Origin of the sequence: Pseudomonas sp. zfem001 (genome assembly GCF_032621725.1) — a bacterium.
GTDB classification, from domain to species: domain Bacteria; phylum Pseudomonadota; class Gammaproteobacteria; order Pseudomonadales; family Pseudomonadaceae; genus Aquipseudomonas; species Aquipseudomonas sediminis.
On record NZ_JAVYJI010000001.1, the window covers coordinates 1126747 to 1144404 of the forward strand.

16 protein-coding genes are annotated in these 17658 nt (G+C 62.2%); 6 read left to right on the plus strand and 10 right to left on the minus strand.

Features of this window, described 5'->3' with window-relative positions; genetic code table 11:
- Nucleotides 1–11: 11 nt before the first annotated feature.
- The 6 genes from hfq to RTH74_RS05365 all read right to left on the minus strand — a co-directional run bounded on the left by hfq (nucleotide 12) and on the right by RTH74_RS05365 (nucleotide 6667).
- Complete coding sequence (hfq, locus tag RTH74_RS05340) at nucleotides 12–272, minus strand: RNA chaperone Hfq (protein ID WP_024306757.1); 261 nt, start codon at nucleotides 270–272, stop codon at nucleotides 12–14.
- A gap of 100 nt (nucleotides 273–372) precedes the next feature.
- Nucleotides 373–1344, minus strand: coding sequence for a tRNA (adenosine(37)-N6)-dimethylallyltransferase MiaA (miaA, locus tag RTH74_RS05345; RefSeq protein WP_316913988.1), 972 nt, complete (start codon nucleotides 1342–1344; stop codon nucleotides 373–375).
- 53 nt (nucleotides 1345–1397) lie between these two features.
- Nucleotides 1398–3278, minus strand: coding sequence for a DNA mismatch repair endonuclease MutL (mutL, locus tag RTH74_RS05350; RefSeq protein ID WP_316913989.1), 1881 nt, complete (start codon nucleotides 3276–3278; stop codon nucleotides 1398–1400).
- Entirely contained in the window at nucleotides 3278–4705 is a 1428-nt protein-coding gene (locus tag RTH74_RS05355) for an N-acetylmuramoyl-L-alanine amidase (protein WP_218238942.1), read from the minus strand. Before RTH74_RS05355 ends, mutL begins: the two co-directional genes overlap by 1 nt.
- Before the next feature lie 10 nt (nucleotides 4706–4715).
- Nucleotides 4716–5183: a tRNA (adenosine(37)-N6)-threonylcarbamoyltransferase complex ATPase subunit type 1 TsaE gene (tsaE, locus tag RTH74_RS05360; protein WP_179545909.1), complete on the minus strand. Its 468-nt coding sequence runs from the start codon at nucleotides 5181–5183 to the stop codon at nucleotides 4716–4718.
- Nucleotides 5171–6667 carry an NAD(P)H-hydrate dehydratase gene (locus tag RTH74_RS05365; protein ID WP_316913990.1) on the minus strand — a complete coding sequence of 499 codons (1497 nt, stop codon included), beginning with the start codon at nucleotides 6665–6667 and terminating at the stop codon, nucleotides 5171–5173. Before RTH74_RS05365 ends, tsaE begins: the two co-directional genes overlap by 13 nt.
- Nucleotides 6668–6727: 60 nt before the next feature.
- Here RTH74_RS05365 and queG point away from each other — a divergent pair, with 60 nt between their 5' ends.
- Complete coding sequence (gene queG, locus RTH74_RS05370; protein ID WP_316913991.1) at nucleotides 6728–7792, plus strand: tRNA epoxyqueuosine(34) reductase QueG; 1065 nt, start codon at nucleotides 6728–6730, stop codon at nucleotides 7790–7792.
- A gap of 100 nt (nucleotides 7793–7892) precedes the next feature.
- On the opposite strand, the gene orn is transcribed toward queG, so the two are convergent.
- Entirely contained in the window at nucleotides 7893–8435 is a 543-nt protein-coding gene (gene orn / locus RTH74_RS05375; protein WP_099522717.1) for an oligoribonuclease, read from the minus strand.
- A gap of 29 nt (nucleotides 8436–8464) precedes the next feature.
- Entirely contained in the window at nucleotides 8465–9259 is a 795-nt protein-coding gene (locus RTH74_RS05380) for a class I SAM-dependent methyltransferase (RefSeq protein WP_316913992.1), read from the minus strand.
- Nucleotides 9260–9346: 87 nt separating this feature from the next.
- On the opposite strand from RTH74_RS05380, the gene rsgA reads away from it, so the two are divergent.
- Nucleotides 9347–10378: a small ribosomal subunit biogenesis GTPase RsgA gene (gene rsgA, locus RTH74_RS05385; protein ID WP_316913993.1), complete on the plus strand. Its 1032-nt coding sequence runs from the start codon at nucleotides 9347–9349 to the stop codon at nucleotides 10376–10378.
- On the opposite strand, the gene motB is transcribed toward rsgA, so the two are convergent.
- Together motB and motA are read right to left on the minus strand one after the other, a co-directional pair.
- Nucleotides 10372–11376, minus strand: a complete 1005-nt coding sequence (gene motB, locus RTH74_RS05390; RefSeq protein ID WP_316913994.1) for a flagellar motor protein MotB — start codon at nucleotides 11374–11376, stop codon at nucleotides 10372–10374. The two genes, rsgA and motB, sit on opposite strands and share 7 nt — an antisense overlap.
- 3 nt (nucleotides 11377–11379) lie before the next feature.
- Nucleotides 11380–12231 carry a flagellar motor stator protein MotA gene (gene motA / locus RTH74_RS05395; RefSeq protein ID WP_099522721.1) on the minus strand — a complete coding sequence of 284 codons (852 nt, stop codon included), beginning with the start codon at nucleotides 12229–12231 and terminating at the stop codon, nucleotides 11380–11382.
- A gap of 120 nt (nucleotides 12232–12351) precedes the next feature.
- On the opposite strand from motA, the gene RTH74_RS05400 reads away from it, so the two are divergent.
- The 4 genes from RTH74_RS05400 (at nucleotide 12352) to RTH74_RS05415 (ending at nucleotide 17641) form a co-directional block, all read left to right on the plus strand.
- Nucleotides 12352–13875: an HDOD domain-containing protein gene (locus RTH74_RS05400; protein ID WP_316913995.1), complete on the plus strand. Its 1524-nt coding sequence runs from the start codon at nucleotides 12352–12354 to the stop codon at nucleotides 13873–13875.
- Nucleotides 13876–13925: 50 nt separating this feature from the next.
- Entirely contained in the window at nucleotides 13926–14741 is an 816-nt protein-coding gene (locus RTH74_RS05405; protein ID WP_316913996.1) for a rhodanese-like domain-containing protein, read from the plus strand.
- Nucleotides 14742–14810: 69 nt separating this feature from the next.
- Nucleotides 14811–15671 (plus strand): archaetidylserine decarboxylase, encoded by an 861-nt coding sequence (gene asd, locus RTH74_RS05410; RefSeq protein WP_316913997.1) that lies wholly within the window; start codon nucleotides 14811–14813, stop codon nucleotides 15669–15671.
- A gap of 167 nt (nucleotides 15672–15838) precedes the next feature.
- Nucleotides 15839–17641 (plus strand): molecular chaperone, encoded by a 1803-nt coding sequence (locus tag RTH74_RS05415; RefSeq protein ID WP_316913998.1) that lies wholly within the window; start codon nucleotides 15839–15841, stop codon nucleotides 17639–17641.
- Nucleotides 17642–17658 lie beyond the last annotated feature (17 nt).

Sequence of the window (17658 nt, forward strand, 5' to 3'; positions counted from 1 at the left end):
GCAGCCCCCTATCAGGCGTTACCCGGCTCGCTATCGCCCTGCTCGGAGTCGCCAGCGCTTGGCAGGCGTACCGGACGGCTTGGCACGACGGTGGAGATAGCATGCTTGTAGACCATCTGGCTGACAGTGTTCTTCAGCAGGATGACGAACTGGTCGAAGGACTCGATCTGGCCCTGCAGTTTGATGCCGTTGACCAGATAGATGGAAACAGGGACGCGTTCCTTACGCAGGGTATTCAGGTAAGGGTCTTGTAGCGAATGCCCTTTTGACATGTGCCGCACTCCTTTCGAGGATCAATTTCAATAATTTTAGTAGGTAAACAATGGCTTCAGGCCGTCCCACCCCCAAGGATAGACGACCAGCGGCAAGGTCTCATTTCAATATGGAGACGCTTCCCAGGTATTTCAAGACGCGAGACAGATTGTCGCAGGCCAGGCTATCGAGCCAATGCACGTTCTCCCAACCGCGTAACCAGGTGAACTGACGCTTGGCCAATTGCCGAGTGGCGATGATGCCCCGCTCGACCATTTCGTCCCGGGACAGCTCGCCATCGAGGTATTCCCATACCTGGCGATAACCCACCGCCCGTATAGACGGCAATCCCGCGTGCAAGTCACTTCGTCTACGCAGGGCTTGGACCTCTTCCACGAAACCCTGTTCCAACATCACCCGAAATCGTTGAGCGATGCGGTCATGCAAAACCTGACGCTGCGCTGGTGCGATAGCAAGCTGAGCAACAGTATAGGGTAATTGCCCGGCGCCTGATGTGCCCGCATCGGGATTTCCTGCAGCCTGGCGCTGGCGATGTTCGGTCATGCTCATGCCGCTCAGGCGATAGACCTCGAGCGCCCGAGTCAGACGCTGCGGATCATTGGGATGGATACGCGCAGCGGACTCCGGATCGACCACTGCCAGCTCCCGATGCAGCGCCTCCCAACCTTCGGCCGCCGCACGCGCCTCCAGCTCGGCGCGGATCGCCGGGTCAGCACTGGGCATATCAGCCAGCCCTTCCAGCAAGGCCTTGTAGTAGAGCATGGTGCCGCCGACCAACAGCGGGATACGCCCGCGCGCCGCACTCTCAGCCATCGCTGCCAGCGCATCGGTGCGAAATTCCGCCGCCGAATAGCTCTCGGCCGGGTCACGAATGTCGATCAATGCATGGGGGAACGCGTCCAGAACGTCGCGCTCCGGCTTGGCCGTGCCGATGTCCATGCCGCGATAGACCAGCGCCGAGTCGACGCTGATCAGGTCGCACGGCAACACACGAGCGAGTTCCAGGGCCAGGTCGGTCTTGCCGGCAGCGGTCGGCCCCATCAGGAAGATTGCAGGAGGAAGCGAAGACATCGATATGACTCGAAACACGAAGACGGGCGCCCCTGACTCAGGGCTTCATTCAATTACTGACCGCGCATGAACAGCTTGTCGAGCTGATCCATGCTGAGTTGCGTCCAGGTCGGACGCCCGTGGTTGCACTGGCCGCTACGCTCGGTCTGCTCCATATCACGCAGCAAGCCATTCATCTCGGGAAGGGTCAGGCGCCGGTTGGCGCGCACCGCGCCATGACAAGCCATGGTCGCCAAAAGCTCGTTGAGATGCGCCTGGATGCGGTCGCTGGTGCCGTATTCCAGTAGATCGGCCAGCACATCACGCACCAACTGGGTGGCCTCGGCCTGCTTGAGCAGGGCCGGAATCTGGCGAATCGCCACGGTTTCCTCACCCAGACGCTGCAGCTCGAAGCCCAGACGCTGGAACCATTCGCCATGCTCCTCGGCACAATCGGCCTCGCGCTGACTGAGAGCGATTGACTCAGGCACCAGCAACGGCTGGCCACGCAAACCTTCGCTGGCCATGGCATGTTTCAGGCGTTCGTAGGTGATGCGCTCGTGGGCGGCGTGCATATCCACCACCACCAGGCCCTGAGCGTTTTCGGCAAGGATGTAAACGCCTTTGAGCTGCGCCACGGCGTAACCGAGTGGTGGAATGTCGCCCTGCTCCTGCGGCATGGGCTGAACCTGGGCACTCGGCAGTGGCGAAAAATACTCGCGATATGCAGCCTGGGCTTCACCAGCGGATACGCCGGGGTTACCGGCAGGCTGCTGGTAACCAGCACCACTGCCGCGCCAGGCCGGCTGTGCAGTGGCCGGCGAGGTTTCAAGAATGCTGGCGGCCAGGCCCATCTCGCCTTGCGGGCCGAACTCCCCGGCGGCCAGGCCGGTCGGGCGCACCACGGGCGATATGGCCGCCGGGGCCGCCACCTGATCCTCCGGGCGCACATCGGCCAGGGCACGATGCAATGTGCCGTAAAGGAAGTCATGAACCATGCGACTATCGCGGAAACGCACTTCATGCTTGGTCGGGTGAACGTTGACGTCCACCGTCGACGGATCGATTTCCAGGAACAGCACGAAGGTCGGGTGGCGACCATTGAACAGTACGTCGCGATAGGCCTGGCGCACCGCATGGGCCACCAGCTTGTCGCGCACCATGCGTCCATTGACGTAGAAATACTGCAGGTCCGCCTGACTACGGGAGAAGGTCGGCAACCCAACCCACCCCCACAAACGCAGACCACTGCGCTCGATCTCGATCGGCAACGCCTGTTCGAGAAATGCCGGCCCACAGACTGAAGCGACGCGGCGCGCACGACTGATCTCGTCGCCCGCCTCGTGCAGAGCAAACACGGTCTTGCCGTTGTGACGCAGGTGGAAACCGACATCGAAGCGGGCCAGCGCCAGACGCTTGATCACTTCCTGCAGATGGTCGAACTCGGTCTTCTCGGCACGCAGGAACTTGCGCCGCGCCGGGGTATTGAAGAACAGGTCACGCACTTCCACCGAGGTGCCGACTGGATGCGCGGCAGGCTGCACCCGCGGCTCCATGTCACGGCCTTCGGTTTCCACCTGCCAGGCCTGCTCGGCATCGGCGGTGCGCGAAGTCAGGGTCAGGCGCGACACCGAACTGATCGAGGCCAACGCCTCGCCACGAAAGCCCATGCTGAGCACGGCTTCCAGGTCTTCCAGCTCACGAATCTTGCTGGTGGCATGGCGCGCCAACGCCAGCGGCAGGTCGTCCGGAGCAATACCACCACCGTCGTCACGCACCTTGAGCAGCTTGACGCCACCTTGTTCGACTTCGACATCGATACGCCGCGCACCGGAATCCAGGCTGTTTTCCAGCAATTCCTTGGCGACCGACGCCGGGCGTTCGACCACCTCGCCCGCAGCGATCTGGTTGGCCAGGCGCGGGCTGAGCAAATGAATACGGGACATGACACTCACTACTGGGCTGCCAGCGCTGTGGCGGGTATCTGCAATGTCTGGCCGACCTTGATCACGTCACCATTGAGCTTGTTGGCACTACGCAGGGACGCCAGGCTGATCTGGTAACGCTGGGCGATCAACGCCAGGCTCTCGCCACGCGCTACCACGTGCTCACGCGGGCCAGCGGCGATCTTGCCCTCGTCGCGCAACCAGGCGACGTAGGTGCCGGGTGGTGGGTTTTCGTGGAAGAACTGCTTGACCCCGGACGTGATCGAACGCGCCAGCGCCTGCTGATGGCTGGCGGTGTGCAGCTTTCTCGCCTCGTTGGGATTGGAGATGAAGCCAGTTTCCACCAGGATTGAGGGAATATCCGGTGATTTCAGCACCATGAAACCCGCCTGTTCGACACGGCGCTTGTGCAGCGGGGTGATGCCGCCCATGTTCGACAGCACCTTCTGCCCGACATTGAGGCTGGAGGACAGTGACGCGGTCATCGACAGGTCCAGCAACACACCAGCAAGCATCTTGTCCTTGTCATCGAGGCTGACGTTGCCGGCGCCACCGATCAGGTCGGACTGGTTCTCGGCGTCGGCCAGCCAGCGCGCGGTCTCGGACGTAGCACCCCGTTCGGACAAGGCATAGACCGAAGCGCCGAACGCCGAGGAACGCGGCGCCGCGTCGGCATGAATGGAGACGAACAGGTCAGCGCCTTTCTTGCGCGCGATCTCGGTGCGCTTACGCAACGGGATGAAATAATCCCCCGTGCGGACCAGTTCGGCTCGGAAACCCTTTTCGGCATTGATCTGCCGCTGCAACTCTTTGGAAATGGCCAGCGTCACGTTCTTTTCGTACTGTCCCTTGACCGGCGACAGTGCACCCGGGTCCTCGCCACCATGGCCGGCATCGATGGCGACGACGATATCGCGCTTGCCATTGGGCACGGGGGTCAACTTGGGTGGCGGCTGGGTCGGCGTGACCGGCACAGGAGGTTCACTAGTAGCAATACTGGGCGTTTGCGTGGCGGGTGGCGCACTGCCCTGGTCGAACAAATCGACGACCAGGCGATGACCATATTGCTGATTAGGCGCCAGAGTAAAACTCTTCGGCGACACCGGTGCCGACAAATCGATGACCACGCGCAGGTCGTCAGCGCTACGCTGGGCCGAGCGCACACCGGTGATCGGGGTGTTGGCCAGCGAAAGCTGCTCGAGATTGGTGGCCAGCTTGGCACCCGTGACATCGATGACGATGCGATCAGGTGCGGCCAAGGTGAACACACTGTGCTGTACCGGCCCAGACAGATCGAAGACCAGGCGGGTATTGTCCGGGGCACGCCAGAGACGCACGCTCCGTATATCGGAGGCAGCCAGGGCCTCGGCAGCCAGGGCCGCCAACAACACTCCCACAGCGGTAACCAGCGCGCCTATGCGCATAACCAACCCCATCGATTCTTATTCATTGCTTGCTGCTCAGGGCCTTGCACCAGGCCTCCCCTCGAGCCCCATGCCCCTGCAGCAACAGCGAACGGCCGCTCGCTTGGGTGTCAATGGTAATGTCCAGGTCGGGCTTTGGCAAAACGCCTGCGCCACGCTGCGGCCATTCGATCAGGCACAGGGCATCCCCCTCGAAGTAATCACGGATGCCGAGAAACTCCAGCTCTTCAGGATCGACCAGACGGTAAAGATCGAAATGAAAGGCGCGCACGTCGCCAATTTCGTAGGGTTCGACCAGGGTAAAGGTCGGGCTTTTGACCGCACCAGCATGGCCCAGGCCGCGCAAAATGCCACGTGACAGGGTGGTTTTGCCGGCGCCCAGATCACCATGCAGATAGATGATGCCCAGGCCACCGCTGATCTCGGCAATCCGCGCACCCAAAGTCAGCATCGCAGCTTCGTCAGCTGCTTCGAGTTTCACTTCACACAAGGACACAACTCCTCCAATAACTGACGAATGGTGCAAGGCAGATCACCAGCAGCCAGCCCACGACCCTGCGCAGCCAGCACCTCACCGGCACGCGCATGCAGCCACACCGCCAGGCAGGCCGCATCATACGCGGCCATGCCTTGCGCCAGCAGTGCGCCAATCAATCCCGCCAGCACATCTCCCAATCCCGCACCCGCCATTGCCGGATGGCCACGATCACACAACGCCAGGCGCCCGCCTGGCTCAGCGATCAAGCTGCCTGCGCCCTTGAGCACCACTACCAGCCCGAAACGTTGCGCTAACGCTCGCGCCGCAGCCGGCCGATCCGCCTGCACGCTTGCGGTATCGGAGCCCAGCAAGCGCGCCGCCTCGCCCGGGTGCGGCGTGAGCACACCCTGACCAGGCGCAGTGACCTGGCCGACGGCCAGAAGATTCAGCGCATCGGCATCCCAGACCTGGGGCACATCGAGACCACAGACAGCAGACAGCAAACTGCGCGACCAGGCGCCCTGCCCCAGACCAGGCCCTACCACACAGACATCGGCGCGCTCGCTCAGTGCCAATAACTGATTGGCGGAAGCGATTGCAGCGCACATGACCTCAGGCCGTCGCACCAGAGACGCTGCAACATGCTCGGGGCGCGTCGCCAGTGATACCAGGCCGGCACCGGCGCGCAATGCGCTGTCAGCACAGAGCAGCGCGGCGCCGCCCATGCCCAGATCACCCCCGACCACCAGCAGATGACCGAACTGCCCCTTGTGCGCCACAGGCGAACGCGCGCTCAAACGTGGAAGATTGGCGGGATCGAGGCGCTGCGCCACGCTGGGCGCCTGGGCCGAAAGTTGAGCGTCGCCCTGCAGATTATCGAACTTCAGCTCGCCGCATAGCTCCGGACCAACTCCCGTCAGCAGGCCGAGCTTGAGGGCGATGAAGGTCACGGTCAGATCGGCGCACACTGCCACACCGAGACACGCGCCGCTGTCAGCATTCAAGCCAGAAGGAATATCCACCGCCAGCACCGGCAAGCCACTCTGGTTGAGCATGCGTATCGCCTGGCCATAAGGCTCACGCACCGCCCCAGCCAGGCCCGTGCCAAGCAACGCATCGACCAGGATGCCAGCCAGTGGCGCGCATTCGCTCCAGGGCAGGATATCCACGCCTGCACGCCTGGCCTCGGCACAAGCCTGAGCAGCATCACCATTCAGAGCCGCAGCATCCCCCACCGCCAGCACTCGCACACGCCACCCAGCACGCCGAGCCAGAGCGGCAATCAGGTAGCCATCACCCGCATTATTGCCGCGCCCAGCCAGTACGGTGATTTCGTCGGCATCCGGCCAGCGCCTGCGCAAGGCGCGCCAGGCCGCATGTGCCGCGCGTTGCATCAATTCGAAGCCGGGGGTGCCGGCGGCGATCAGTTGCGCATCCAGCGCACGCACCTGTTCGGCGCTGTGCAGGCTCAACGGTAAAGAGGCGGGTAGATGCATGGCTCGCTCGCAGCGGATGTCTGGCAGAATTATACCCACGTCCATCGCCTGCGCCCGCCCATGTCCGATCAAACCCTCGACCTCAATGCTCTGGCCCTGTCCATCAAGGATTGGGGACGTGAGCTGGGCTTTCAGCAAGTCGGCATCACCGATGTCGAGCTGGGCGAGCACGAGGCGCACCTGCAACGCTGGCTCGATGCTGGCTACCAGGGCGAGATGGACTACATGGCCGCCCACGGCAGCAAACGCTCGCACCCGGATGAGCTGGTGCCCGGCACCCTGCGCGTGGTGTCCCTGCGCATGGACTATCTGCCCGGCGATACGCAGATGGCCCAGCGCCTGCAGGAACCGGAGCAGGCCTACGTGTCGCGCTACGCCCTGGGCCGCGACTACCACAAGCTGATCCGCAAGCGCCTGCAACAACTGGCCGAACGCATCCAGCAGCAGATAGGCCCGTTCGGCTACCGCGCCTTCGTCGACAGCGCCCCAGTGCTGGAAAAGGCCATCGCCGAAAAGGCCGGCCTCGGCTGGATAGGCAAGAACACCCTGGTGCTCAATCGCAAGGCCGGCAGCTACTTCTTTCTCGGCGAACTGTTCGTCGACCTGCCACTGCCGGTGGACACACCGCATGGCAGCGAGCATTGCGGACGCTGCAGCGCGTGCATGGATATCTGCCCCACAGCGGCCTTCGCCGGCCCCTACATGCTGGACGCCCGACGCTGCATCTCCTACCTGACCATCGAACTGAAAGGCTCGATCCCGACAGAGTTGCGTGCGCCGATCGGCAACCGGGTGTTCGGCTGCGACGACTGCCAGATCGTTTGCCCCTGGAATCGCTTCGCTCGCCCCACCGAGCAGGGCGACTTCCAGCCGCGCCACGGCCTGGACAACAGCGGCCTGGCCGAGCTGTTCCTGTGGACGGAAGAAGAATTTCTCAGTCGTACCGAAGGTTCACCGCTACGCCGCGCCGGCTACGAGCGCTGGCTACGTAACCTGGCAGTCGGTCTTGGCAATGCACCCTCGACCATCCCAGTGCTGCAGGCGCTCAATGCCCGTCGCGAACACCCGTCGGAACTTGTGCGCGAACACGTGGAATGGGCGCTGGAGCGGCACAACGCGCTGTAGCCCGGATGAATTTTCCCGGATTTCATCCGCGCTACACGAGTGAACGCCAGCACCGCGACAACCGCTCGGTGCGCGCGGCGCACCCTACGAGCGGGCTCATTTACACCTTGAGGAAATGCTTGCGGTAGTGACGCAGCTCGGCGATGGATTCGCGAATGTCGTCCAGTGCCTGGTGAGTGGCGGTTTTCTGGAAGCTGTCCTTGACCTCTGGCGCCCACATGCCGGCCAGGATCTTCAGCGTCGATACGTCCAGGTAGCGGTAATGGAAGTAGGCTTCCAGCGCCGGCATGTACTTGTAGAGAAAGCGGCGATCCTGGCCAATGCTGTTGCCGCAGATTGGCGACTTACCCTTCGGCACCCACTGTTCGAGAAAGGCGATGGTCTGCGCCTCGGCAGCGGCGCTGTCGATCTTGCTCTCACGCACGCGCTGGGTCAGGCCACTCTGGCCATGGGTGCGGGTGTTCCATTCGTCCATGCCGGCCAGAGCCTCGTCGCTCTGGTGAACGGCGATCACCGGTCCCTCAGCCAGCACGTTCAGCTCGCTATCGGTGACGATAGTGGCCATCTCGATGATCACATCACGCTCTGGCTCCAGCCCGGTCATTTCCAGGTCGATCCAGATCAGGTTGTTGGGGTTTTGCATGATTAGGCTCCTTGGCTCAGGCGCCAAGTCTAGCGGATCTCAGCGCCCTTCATCTGCCAGAGAAACAGAGAGGTTTGCCGCCCTTCGCTGACGTCGAGCTCGCGATCAGCTGGCACACCCGGAATCTCGAAGGTATTGCTGATCAGCCAGCTGCCAGTACGCATCTCGGCTTGCGCCTTGGCCCACAGGCGCGGCATCGGCACAGGCGAGAGGAAGCAGTAGACGACATCGAACTCGCCAAGCTCGACCTGCCACAAGCTCCGATAACGAATGCTGCAGTTCTCCTGCAGCAAACAGCGCAGCCAGGCGAAAGCGAAGAGCAGGGGCGCCGTCTCGACACCCACGAACTGTCCGCGTGGAAACTGCCTGGCCAGTTGCAGTACCGTACCTGCCGTACCACACCCCAGGTCGACGAAGCGCAGCGGCGGCTCACGCTCGCTCATGAACTGCTGCAGCCGTTGCTGCGCCTTGCGCCCACTCAGGTAGAGCGGCACCTGTTCACGCAAACTGTTCCAGTTGACCAGCAGCAACAGCACGAATCCCAGCAAGAAAAGCCAGGCCGGTAATTCAGCGCGCTGCATCACCAGCAGTGCGGGTAGAAACGCCAGATTGATCCACAACCACCAGCGTGACAGCCCCAAGCGCCAGCCGATCCCGGCGGCCACGACACCTTGTAGCAGCGCCACTGAAAACAACGACATGCGCCAAGGCAGTAACGCCAGCAGATAGACCAGCACCACCACCAACGCCAGGGCCAGGCCCTGCGCTAAAAGAGCGCGCAACAACGGTAGCCGCAGCACCGTTCTTTCCTCGCCTATCGTCATTCCCGACCTCTATTCCTGACAGCCGAATGGCCGCCGAGCGCTCATGCTAAACTCGCCGCGATCAACACTCCACTACCCGGAAGCTCCATGGCCAAACGCCAACTCAACCGCCGCCAGAACTGGCGGATCGAAAAGATTCAAGGTGAGCGCGCGGCCCGCGCAGCCAAGCGTGAATCGAAGGCAGTGGAAGCACTGGAAGGCGGTGACCTCGGCCCGGAACAGACCGGCCTGGTAATAGCTCACTTCGGCGTGCAGGTGGAAATCGAGGGCTTGCAGGGTGAGATGGCCGGCCAGGTGTTTCGCTGCCACCTGCGCGCCAACCTGCCGGCGCTGGTCACTGGCGACCAGGTGGTCTGGCGTCCGGGCAATCAGGGTGATGGCGTCATCGTCGCGCAATTGCCGCGAAACAGTGAGCTGTGCCGCCCCGACATGCGCGGCCAACTCAAACCGGTGGCGGCCAACGTCGACCAGATCGTCATCGTTTTCGCACCGCTGCCCGAGCCGCACGCCAACCTGATCGACCGTTATCTGGTGGCCGCCGAGCACGCGGGTATTCGTCCGTTGCTGCTGCTGAACAAGGCCGACCTGATCGACGAACAGAACCAGGTCGCGCTGGACGCTCTGCTCAAGGTCTATCGTGAGCTTGAGTATCCGCTACTGGAGGTTTCGGCCCATCAGGGCGACGGCATGGAGCAGCTGAAACAGCGTTTGAACGGCAACGTCAGCGTATTCGTGGGCCAATCTGGCGTGGGCAAGTCATCGCTGGTCAACAGCCTGTTGCCCGGCGTCGATACGCGTGTCGGCGCGTTGTCGGAGCTGACCGGCAAGGGCACGCACACCACCACCACCGCTCGACTTTTCCACTTTCCCGGTGGCGGCCAACTGATCGACTCCCCCGGCATTCGCGAGTTCGGCCTTGGCCATGTCAGTCGGGACGACGTGGAAGCGGGCTTCATCGAATTCCACGACCTGCTCGGGCGCTGCCGTTTTCGTGACTGCAAGCATGATCGCGAGCCTGGCTGCGCACTGCTGCAGGCGCTGGAAGACGGCCGCTTACAGCCACAGCGCATGGCCAGCTATCGACACATCATCGCCAGCTTGCCGGAAGACGATTACTGATTGTTCAGTTGGTCGAGCGGGCTGTTGCCATTTTCGAAGATATTCAACCGCTCACGCAGTTGATCGGCTGGTAGCGCGTCGGCAGGCGGCACTGGCGGGCTGCCGGCGGGAGCCACCTCTTGCGCAGGTGCCTCTGTGCCTGCGCCCTGTTCGCCCTCGATAGCGCGCTGCGCCTTCTTGGTCAGCACAACGATATCGATGCGCCGATTGACCGGATTGAACGGATCCTCACGATCGAACAACGCCGACGAAGCGTACCCGACGACACGCGCTACCTGCTCGTCCGGATACCCGCCGGCCACCAGCGTGCGCCTCGCGGCATTGGCGCGGTTGGATGACAATTCCCAGTTACCGAAATCACCACGGCCAATGAACGGTTTGGCATCGGTATGGCCGCTGACGCTGATCTTGTTCGGCACCGCGCGAATGGTGTCGGCCATGGCCAGCAGGATGTCTTCGAAATAGGGCTGAAGGTTGGCACTGCCGAGGGCGAACATCGGTCGGTTCTCGGCGTCCATGATCTGGATGCGCAGGCCATCCTGGGTGATTTCGAACAGTATCTGGTCCTTGAAGCGCTGCAGCTCGGGATTCTCCTCGACCTTGTTCTGCAACTCCTGCAATAGCAGCTCCAGACGCTCCTGCTCCATCTTTTCGGCCAGGGTTTCGATCTGATCGGTACTGACTCCGGTCTCATCCGGCTGACTCTCCGGCGTCTCGGAGATGTCCGGGTTGAGGGTGCGCTCGGGCGCTGGCGTGGGCGTCCCCCCCAGATCGATGGCGTATGGACTGGCACTCTCGGTGAAACCGATCGGGTCTTGGAAATAGCCGGAAATGGCTTTCTTCTGTTCCGGAGTGGCCGATGTCATCAGCCACATGACCAGGAAGAACGCCATCATGGCGGTTGCGAAGTCGGCAAACGCGATCTTCCAGGCACCGCCATGGTGTCCGCCAGCGGTCTTCTTGACCCGCTTGACGATGATGGGTTGGTTATTTTCCATGGCTTAGCTGCCGCGCATGGCCTGTTCGAGCTCGCTGAAGCTCGGGCGATGCGCCGGGTACAACACCTTGCGCCCGAACTCTACGGCCAGGGTCGGCGGCATGCCCGAGGCGGAAGCGACCAGGGTCGCCTTGATCGCTTCGTACAGGTTCAGCTCTTCCTTGGCGTCATGTTCCAGCGCGTTCGACAACGGGCCGAAGAAACCGTACGAAGCGAGAATGCCGAGGAAGGTACCGACCAGAGCCGTCCCCACCTTCTCACCGATCTGCGCGTTGTCCGCCTCGGCCAGGATCGACATGGTGATCACGATGCCCAGCACCGCAGCAACGATACCCATGGCTGGCATGCCATCGGCGACCTTGGCCACGGCGTGCGCCGGGTGCTCTACTTCCTCTTTGAGGCTGGCCAGCTCCATGTCGAACAGGCCTTCCAGTTCGTGTGGAGCCATGTTGCCGGAAGACATGATGCGCAGGTAATCGCAGATGAATGCCGTCATCCGCGCATCCTTGAGCACACCGGGATACTTGCTGAAAATCGGACTGGCATTGGGATCTTCGACGTCGGCCTCGATGGCCATCATGCCCTCGCGGCGGCTCTTGTTGAGTATCTCGTACAGCAGCTTGAGCACTTCGAGGTAATAGGCGTGAGTGAAGCGACTGCCAAACATGCTCAACGACTTCTTGAACACCGTCATGAACATGCTGCCGGGGTTGGCCTGTAGGAATGCCCCCAGCGCCGCGCCGCCAATAATCAGAACCTCGAAGGGATGGACCAAGGCCATAAACTTGCCGCCCGAGAGTATGAACCCACCGAGCACACAGCCAAAGACAACAATGATGCCTATGATTCTTACCATGAAATAAACGCTTGAAGAGCCTAGTGGATGGGTTATTGAAAACAACCCTTCTAATTATCGGAACTTATACGCCAGACTATAGCCAGTTATGGTCAAAAGCCAGTTTCGACTCGAGCCAATATGTCGACGTCAAAGTCCCTGCCACGCACGCTGGATGCCTGGTTACAACAACTGGGCAAATTGCCACTGCCAATCGAGCAGCAGCAGCATTTGCGCCTGCGTCGCATCCTCGCCGACAGCCGCCGCACCTGGCGCGAAATTGCCGAGGCGATAGAAGCCAGCCCATCCTTTGCCCTGCAAGTACTGCGCGAAGCCAACCAGTCGGGCAACAGCCTCAGCGATCCCGCCGAGAGTGTCGAAACGGCACTTTCACGCCTGGGACTGAGCCGCTGCGAAGCCCTTCTCAACCAGGCACCTGCCCTGTCAGAAAGTGACATCCCTCTGCCATTCAAGCAGATATTGCTGATTAGTCAGCATGCAAGCCAACAGGCACGCGGCCTGTTCGGCGCACGCCTGGCACGTCTGTGGAACGAACTGCACGGCTGCAGCCTGCTGTTTCTCTCCCCCATCTGGCCGCTGCTATGCGCCCACCCTCAACTCTTCGAAGCGTGGGAACAGCGCGTACTGCTCAAAGGCGAGCGCCCTGCCGTCGTCGAGAAGGAATTGCTCGGGGTCACCTTGATCCAGCTGTGCGACAAACTGGCCGAGCGCTGGCGCCTACCCGAGTGGATCGTTCGCGGCTACCGCTTGCTGGAGCGAGATCGGCGTCAGTTGGTCAAGGCGCTGCATATCGCCCGCGACAACGAGCATCCCCTGCTTCAACAGCAGATGCTCGACGCTGACGTCCCCCTGCGCCACTGGCTCACTCACCCGAGTAATTGCGTGCTGTTGGCCAACGGTCTGGCGGTATCAGCGCACCAGGCCTGGGATACCGCGCACTGCCTGCGCTGGCAAAGACTAACCGGCCTGTACCTGCAGATTCCCCTCAACGAACTGCAGCAGGAAGTGCACCAGCATGCCGTGAGCAGCGCACGCTTGATCCACGATCACGAACTGTGGCACCCGGCTCAGGCACTGATCTGGCCCTGGGACGCTCATCGCCTCAAACCAGCCGTGAGCGCAGCAGCGCCACCCAAGCGCGATGACCTCGCAGCCTGGCGCCAGCACTGCGCACGCCTGCTCTCCGCCCCCAGCACCTTTGCCAACGTGCCACAGCTGACGGCCTGTGCCCGTGACGCCTTGCAGGCCTGCGGCCTGAAACGCATGCTGCTGCTACTTGCCGATCGTAATCACACTCGCCTGCAGAGCCAGCAACATGCCGGCCTCGACGCAAGCGCAGCGAGCCTCAGCCTCGATCCGGCACAGAGCCAGGTGTTGAAGCGCCTGCTCAGCGCGCCCGGGCAACTGCGCCTTACACCGAGCAACATCGCGCAGTTTTCTGCCTTGCTGCCCGGCAACCTCAAGGCACTTTTCCCTAGCGAACACCTGCTGCTGCGCTCTGTGGCCAACAATGGCCGCGTGGTGATGCTGGTTATAGCGGACCAGGGCGGCCAACCACTCAACGACGTCTGCCTACAGGCATTCGGCAAGACCGTGCAGTGCATCGAACGCGCACTGGGCAGCTTTTCCAGGCGCGGGCGCTGAAGCGCTCTGTTTCCGCTACAATCGACCTCTTTTCATTCAAGGAGGCCGTCATGTCCGCCTTCGACAACTTGCCACTGGTGATCGAGCCGGCTGAACTGGCTGAGCGCCTGGACGCCCCCGATCTGATCCTGCTCGACCTGAGCAGTGCTGCGCGCTATGCAGCCGGCCATATCCCCGGCGCACGCTGGGTCGATGCCAAGCGCACGCAACTAGGTGTACCGCCCGCTCCCGGCCTGCTACCCGAGCAAGCCCAACTCGAAGCGCTGTTCGCCGAGATTGGCCACCATGCCGATGCCACTTATGTGGTCTACGACGATGAGGGCGGCCCCTGGGCCGGTCGTTTCATCTGGCTGCTCGACGTGATCGGCCATTCGCGCTACCACTTCCTCAACGGCGGTTTGCAGGCCTGGGTTGGCGATGGCCTCGAGCTGAGCCAGGAGGAGCCTGCCGTGACCCGCACCGAGGTATCACTGACGCTGAGCGATGCCCCCACCGCTACTCGCGATTATCTGCAGTCGCGCTTGGATGCTGCCGACCTGGCCATCTGGGACGTGCGTGGCGCAGACGAATACCGCGGCGAAAAACTGAGTTCAGCGCGTGGCGGGCATATCCCCGGCGCCACCCATTTCGAGTGGACCGCCGGCATGGACCCGCAACGCGGCATGCGCATCCGTACGGACATCGCCGATGTCCTGCAAAGCCTGGGCATCACGCCCGACAAGGAAGTGATCACTCACTGCCAGACGCACCGCCGCTCCGGCTTCAGCTATGTGGTGGCCAAGGCGCTCGGCTACCCACGCGTGAAGGCCTACGCAGGCTCCTGGTCCGAGTGGGGTAATCTGCCCGACACCCCCATCGAACGCTGAACGCGCCGACGATCAGATATCCCCGACCTGGCCACGCCAGTGCCGGTTCAGAACCTTCAAGGAAACACGATGAAACAACGTCTTTTTATCCTCAGCCAGTACCTGCTGCCTCATCACCTGCTGTCGCGCCTGATCGGCTGCGCTGCCGAATGCCGCATCGGCTGGCTGAAGAATCCGCTGATCTCGTGGTTCGCCAAGCAGTACCAGGTCAACATGAGCGAAGCGCAAGTCGAAGACCTGCGCACTTACGAACACTTCAACGCGTTCTTCACCCGCGCCCTGAAAGACGGCGCGCGCCCGCTGGATGAAACTCCCGGTGCCATTCTCAGCCCGGCCGACGGCGCGATCAGCCAACTCGGCGCCATCGAGCACGGCCGCATCTTCCAGGCCAAGGGCCACAGCTTCAGCGCTGTCGAACTGCTTGGCGGCGACGCCGAACGCGCAGCGCCCTTCATGGGCGGCCAGTTCGCCACCGTCTACCTCTCGCCGAAGGATTACCACCGCGTCCATATGCCGCTGGGCGGCACGTTGAAAGAAATGGTTTACGTGCCGGGCCGCCTGTTCTCGGTCAACCAGACCACTGCGGAAAATGTGCCGGAGCTGTTTGCCCGTAACGAGCGCGTCGTCTGCCTGTTCGATACCGAGCGCGGTCCGATGGCGGTGGTGCTGGTGGGCGCGATGATCGTCGCCAGCGTCGAGACGGTATGGGCTGGCCTGGTCACCCCACCCAAGCGCGAGCTCAAGAGCACACGCTATGACACACAAGCACGCGGGCCAATCGAGCTGGTCAAAGGCGCCGAAATGGGCCGTTTCAAGCTGGGCTCCACCGCCATCGTCCTGTTCGGCCCGAATCAGGTGCAATGGGCGCAAGAGCTGGACGCTGGAAGCGCAGTGCGCATGGGCCAACTGATGGGCACAACTCAGGACTGAGCCGCTGAGAAAAAGCACCCGCATCTCGACCGTTCGGTCATAGATCCGTACTCTGGCGAGGTAGACCGTCCACACAGACGGGCTGCCAGCGCAGGCAGATACTGCTAGAGTTCGAAAGACTATTACTAGAGCCGCTTGCTAGTGCGTGGCCGGAGCCTCCGAGTTTGATGGATAAACAGAGTACCCACCTTCAGCTATTGCGCGTTCCCACGCCGAGCAAGCAGAGCCTCAGCTTCTGCGACGGCAGCCCCCGCGATCTCAAACGTTGGATCGCTGGCCTGCCCAAGGCGAACATCGGTGAAACTGCACGCCAGCTGTATCAGAGCCTGGTGGAACTCAATCAATTCCTCACTCCCTCGGAAAACCGCCTGCAGTTGCTGGAGTTGCTGCGCCCGGAAGTCAGCTTCGTCTGCCAACACCTGGAGCGCCACTTTCTCAACCAGGCCATCGTGCTCGACGAACGCCCGCGCAAGGTGGCCAACCTGTGCCAGGCGCTACAGAACCACCTGGCCGTTGGCTACAAGCTGATCATTTCCCGCGTGATCACCCGCAGCGGCAAGGATCGCGACCAACTGCTCGCTGTCTCCCTGCAGCGTGCCAGCCACAGCCTGTGCAGCCCCTTGATTCGTGCCAGTCAGCTTTACTGCCCGGTGCCCGAAGGGCTCTGGCTGGAGCTGCACCAGCTCTATCAGATCGCCTGCGAGCAGCGCCTGCAGCGTCAGGTCATCCGTGACCCGTTGGCACGCCATACTCAGGGCCAGAGCACCGAGCAGACCTACGTGACCGCACTGCTGCTGGGCTGCGCGCGTACCAACCAGATGCGCCAGAACGGCATTGCACGCCTGGCAGAAGCGCTGGAGCCCTGGAGCACGCTGGTCAAGCTGCAGCCGGGCGATCATCCGGACAGCCTGTTCGTGCTGGCGCCGCAGATCGACGGCCCACCACGCTACAAGTCGCTGTACCAGAGCAGCGAACTGCACAACCTGCTGGGCATCGATACACAGCCGCTGGTCGACGCCATCAAGGAATACCTCGATCTGCCGGAAGAAGAGCGCAGCAAATCGCGCCTGATGATTCCGGAGGGCATCAGCCTCGACCTGCTGCAACACGTCGCGGCGGCCTGGGGCGACATCGCCGAACGCACCTTCCAGCGCACTGCGGGCCACGGCAGCCTGACCCTGTGCATCGGCATGACCGCGCTGCACTTCTTCCTCGCCGGACGCAGCTCGTTCGCCGAAGTACTCAAGCGCCCTGCCGATCTCGGTGCTGCGGTATTCAAGCCTTCCACTGGCGAGCCTGATGTCTGGTCGAACGCCTTCGATGCCCAACGCAGTGCGGCTGACGAAATCCACTTCGAAGAGATTCAGTACACCAAGGTAACCCCCGGCGAGCAGGCTCAACCCGAGAGCAATGGCGAAAGTTACCCGACCTTTCCTCTGCCCATCGTCAATCACAGCCCCGGTGGCTATTGCCTTTCCTGGCCAAAGGACGTCCCCAGCCAACTGCAGGCCGGCGAACTGTTAGGCGTACAAGACAATCCCAGCCAGGGCTGGAGCGTGGCAATCGTGCGCTGGATTCGCCAGGTCCGTGGCGGCGGCACGCAGATGGGTATCGAGCTGATCGCGCCACATGCTCGCCCCTGCGGCCTGCAACTACTGCGCAAAGCCGAGCAGAACAGCCAATACCTGCGCGCCCTTCTGCTACCAGAAATCAGTGCCATTTCTCGTCCCGCCAGCCTGATCACACCGCGCTTGCCGTTCCAGGAAGGCAGCAAGGTACTGATCAACGACCACGGTGAAGAACACCGCGCGCTGCTCACCCGCAGACAGGTCAGCACCGGTAGTTTCAGCCAGTTCGAATATCGCCGCGTCGGCGAAGAAGAAGGTGCGCCCGGGACACCTGTCACAGCCTCGCAAAGCCAGAAGCCTGCTGGGGAGGAAGATTTTGACTCGCTCTGGAAGTCGCTGTAGGCTCCGGCGAATCCACC

What these genes read in the sequence shown, in the direction of transcription:
- RTH74_RS05365 (WP_316913990.1), bottom strand. Translation starts at nt 6,667, where the DNA reads ATGCATCTACCCGCCTCTTTACCGTTGAGCCTGCACAGCGCCGAACAG.
- orn (WP_099522717.1), bottom strand. Translation starts at nt 8,435, where the DNA reads ATGCAAAACCCCAACAACCTGATCTGGATCGACCTGGAAATGACCGGG.
- miaA (WP_316913988.1), bottom strand. Translation starts at nt 1,344, where the DNA reads ATGTCTTCGCTTCCTCCTGCAATCTTCCTGATGGGGCCGACCGCTGCC.
- motA (WP_099522721.1), bottom strand. Translation starts at nt 12,231, where the DNA reads ATGGTAAGAATCATAGGCATCATTGTTGTCTTTGGCTGTGTGCTCGGT.
- RTH74_RS05380 (WP_316913992.1), bottom strand. Translation starts at nt 9,259, where the DNA reads ATGACGATAGGCGAGGAAAGAACGGTGCTGCGGCTACCGTTGTTGCGC.
- RTH74_RS05400 (WP_316913995.1), top strand. Translation starts at nt 12,352, where the DNA reads ATGTCGACGTCAAAGTCCCTGCCACGCACGCTGGATGCCTGGTTACAA.
- RTH74_RS05355 (WP_218238942.1), bottom strand. Translation starts at nt 4,705, where the DNA reads ATGGGGTTGGTTATGCGCATAGGCGCGCTGGTTACCGCTGTGGGAGTG.
- asd (WP_316913997.1), top strand. Translation starts at nt 14,811, where the DNA reads ATGAAACAACGTCTTTTTATCCTCAGCCAGTACCTGCTGCCTCATCAC.
- hfq (WP_024306757.1), bottom strand. Translation starts at nt 272, where the DNA reads ATGTCAAAAGGGCATTCGCTACAAGACCCTTACCTGAATACCCTGCGT.
- RTH74_RS05405 (WP_316913996.1), top strand. Translation starts at nt 13,926, where the DNA reads ATGTCCGCCTTCGACAACTTGCCACTGGTGATCGAGCCGGCTGAACTG.
- motB (WP_316913994.1), bottom strand. Translation starts at nt 11,376, where the DNA reads ATGGAAAATAACCAACCCATCATCGTCAAGCGGGTCAAGAAGACCGCT.
- queG (WP_316913991.1), top strand. Translation starts at nt 6,728, where the DNA reads ATGTCCGATCAAACCCTCGACCTCAATGCTCTGGCCCTGTCCATCAAG.
- rsgA (WP_316913993.1), top strand. Translation starts at nt 9,347, where the DNA reads ATGGCCAAACGCCAACTCAACCGCCGCCAGAACTGGCGGATCGAAAAG.
- RTH74_RS05415 (WP_316913998.1), top strand. Translation starts at nt 15,839, where the DNA reads ATGGATAAACAGAGTACCCACCTTCAGCTATTGCGCGTTCCCACGCCG.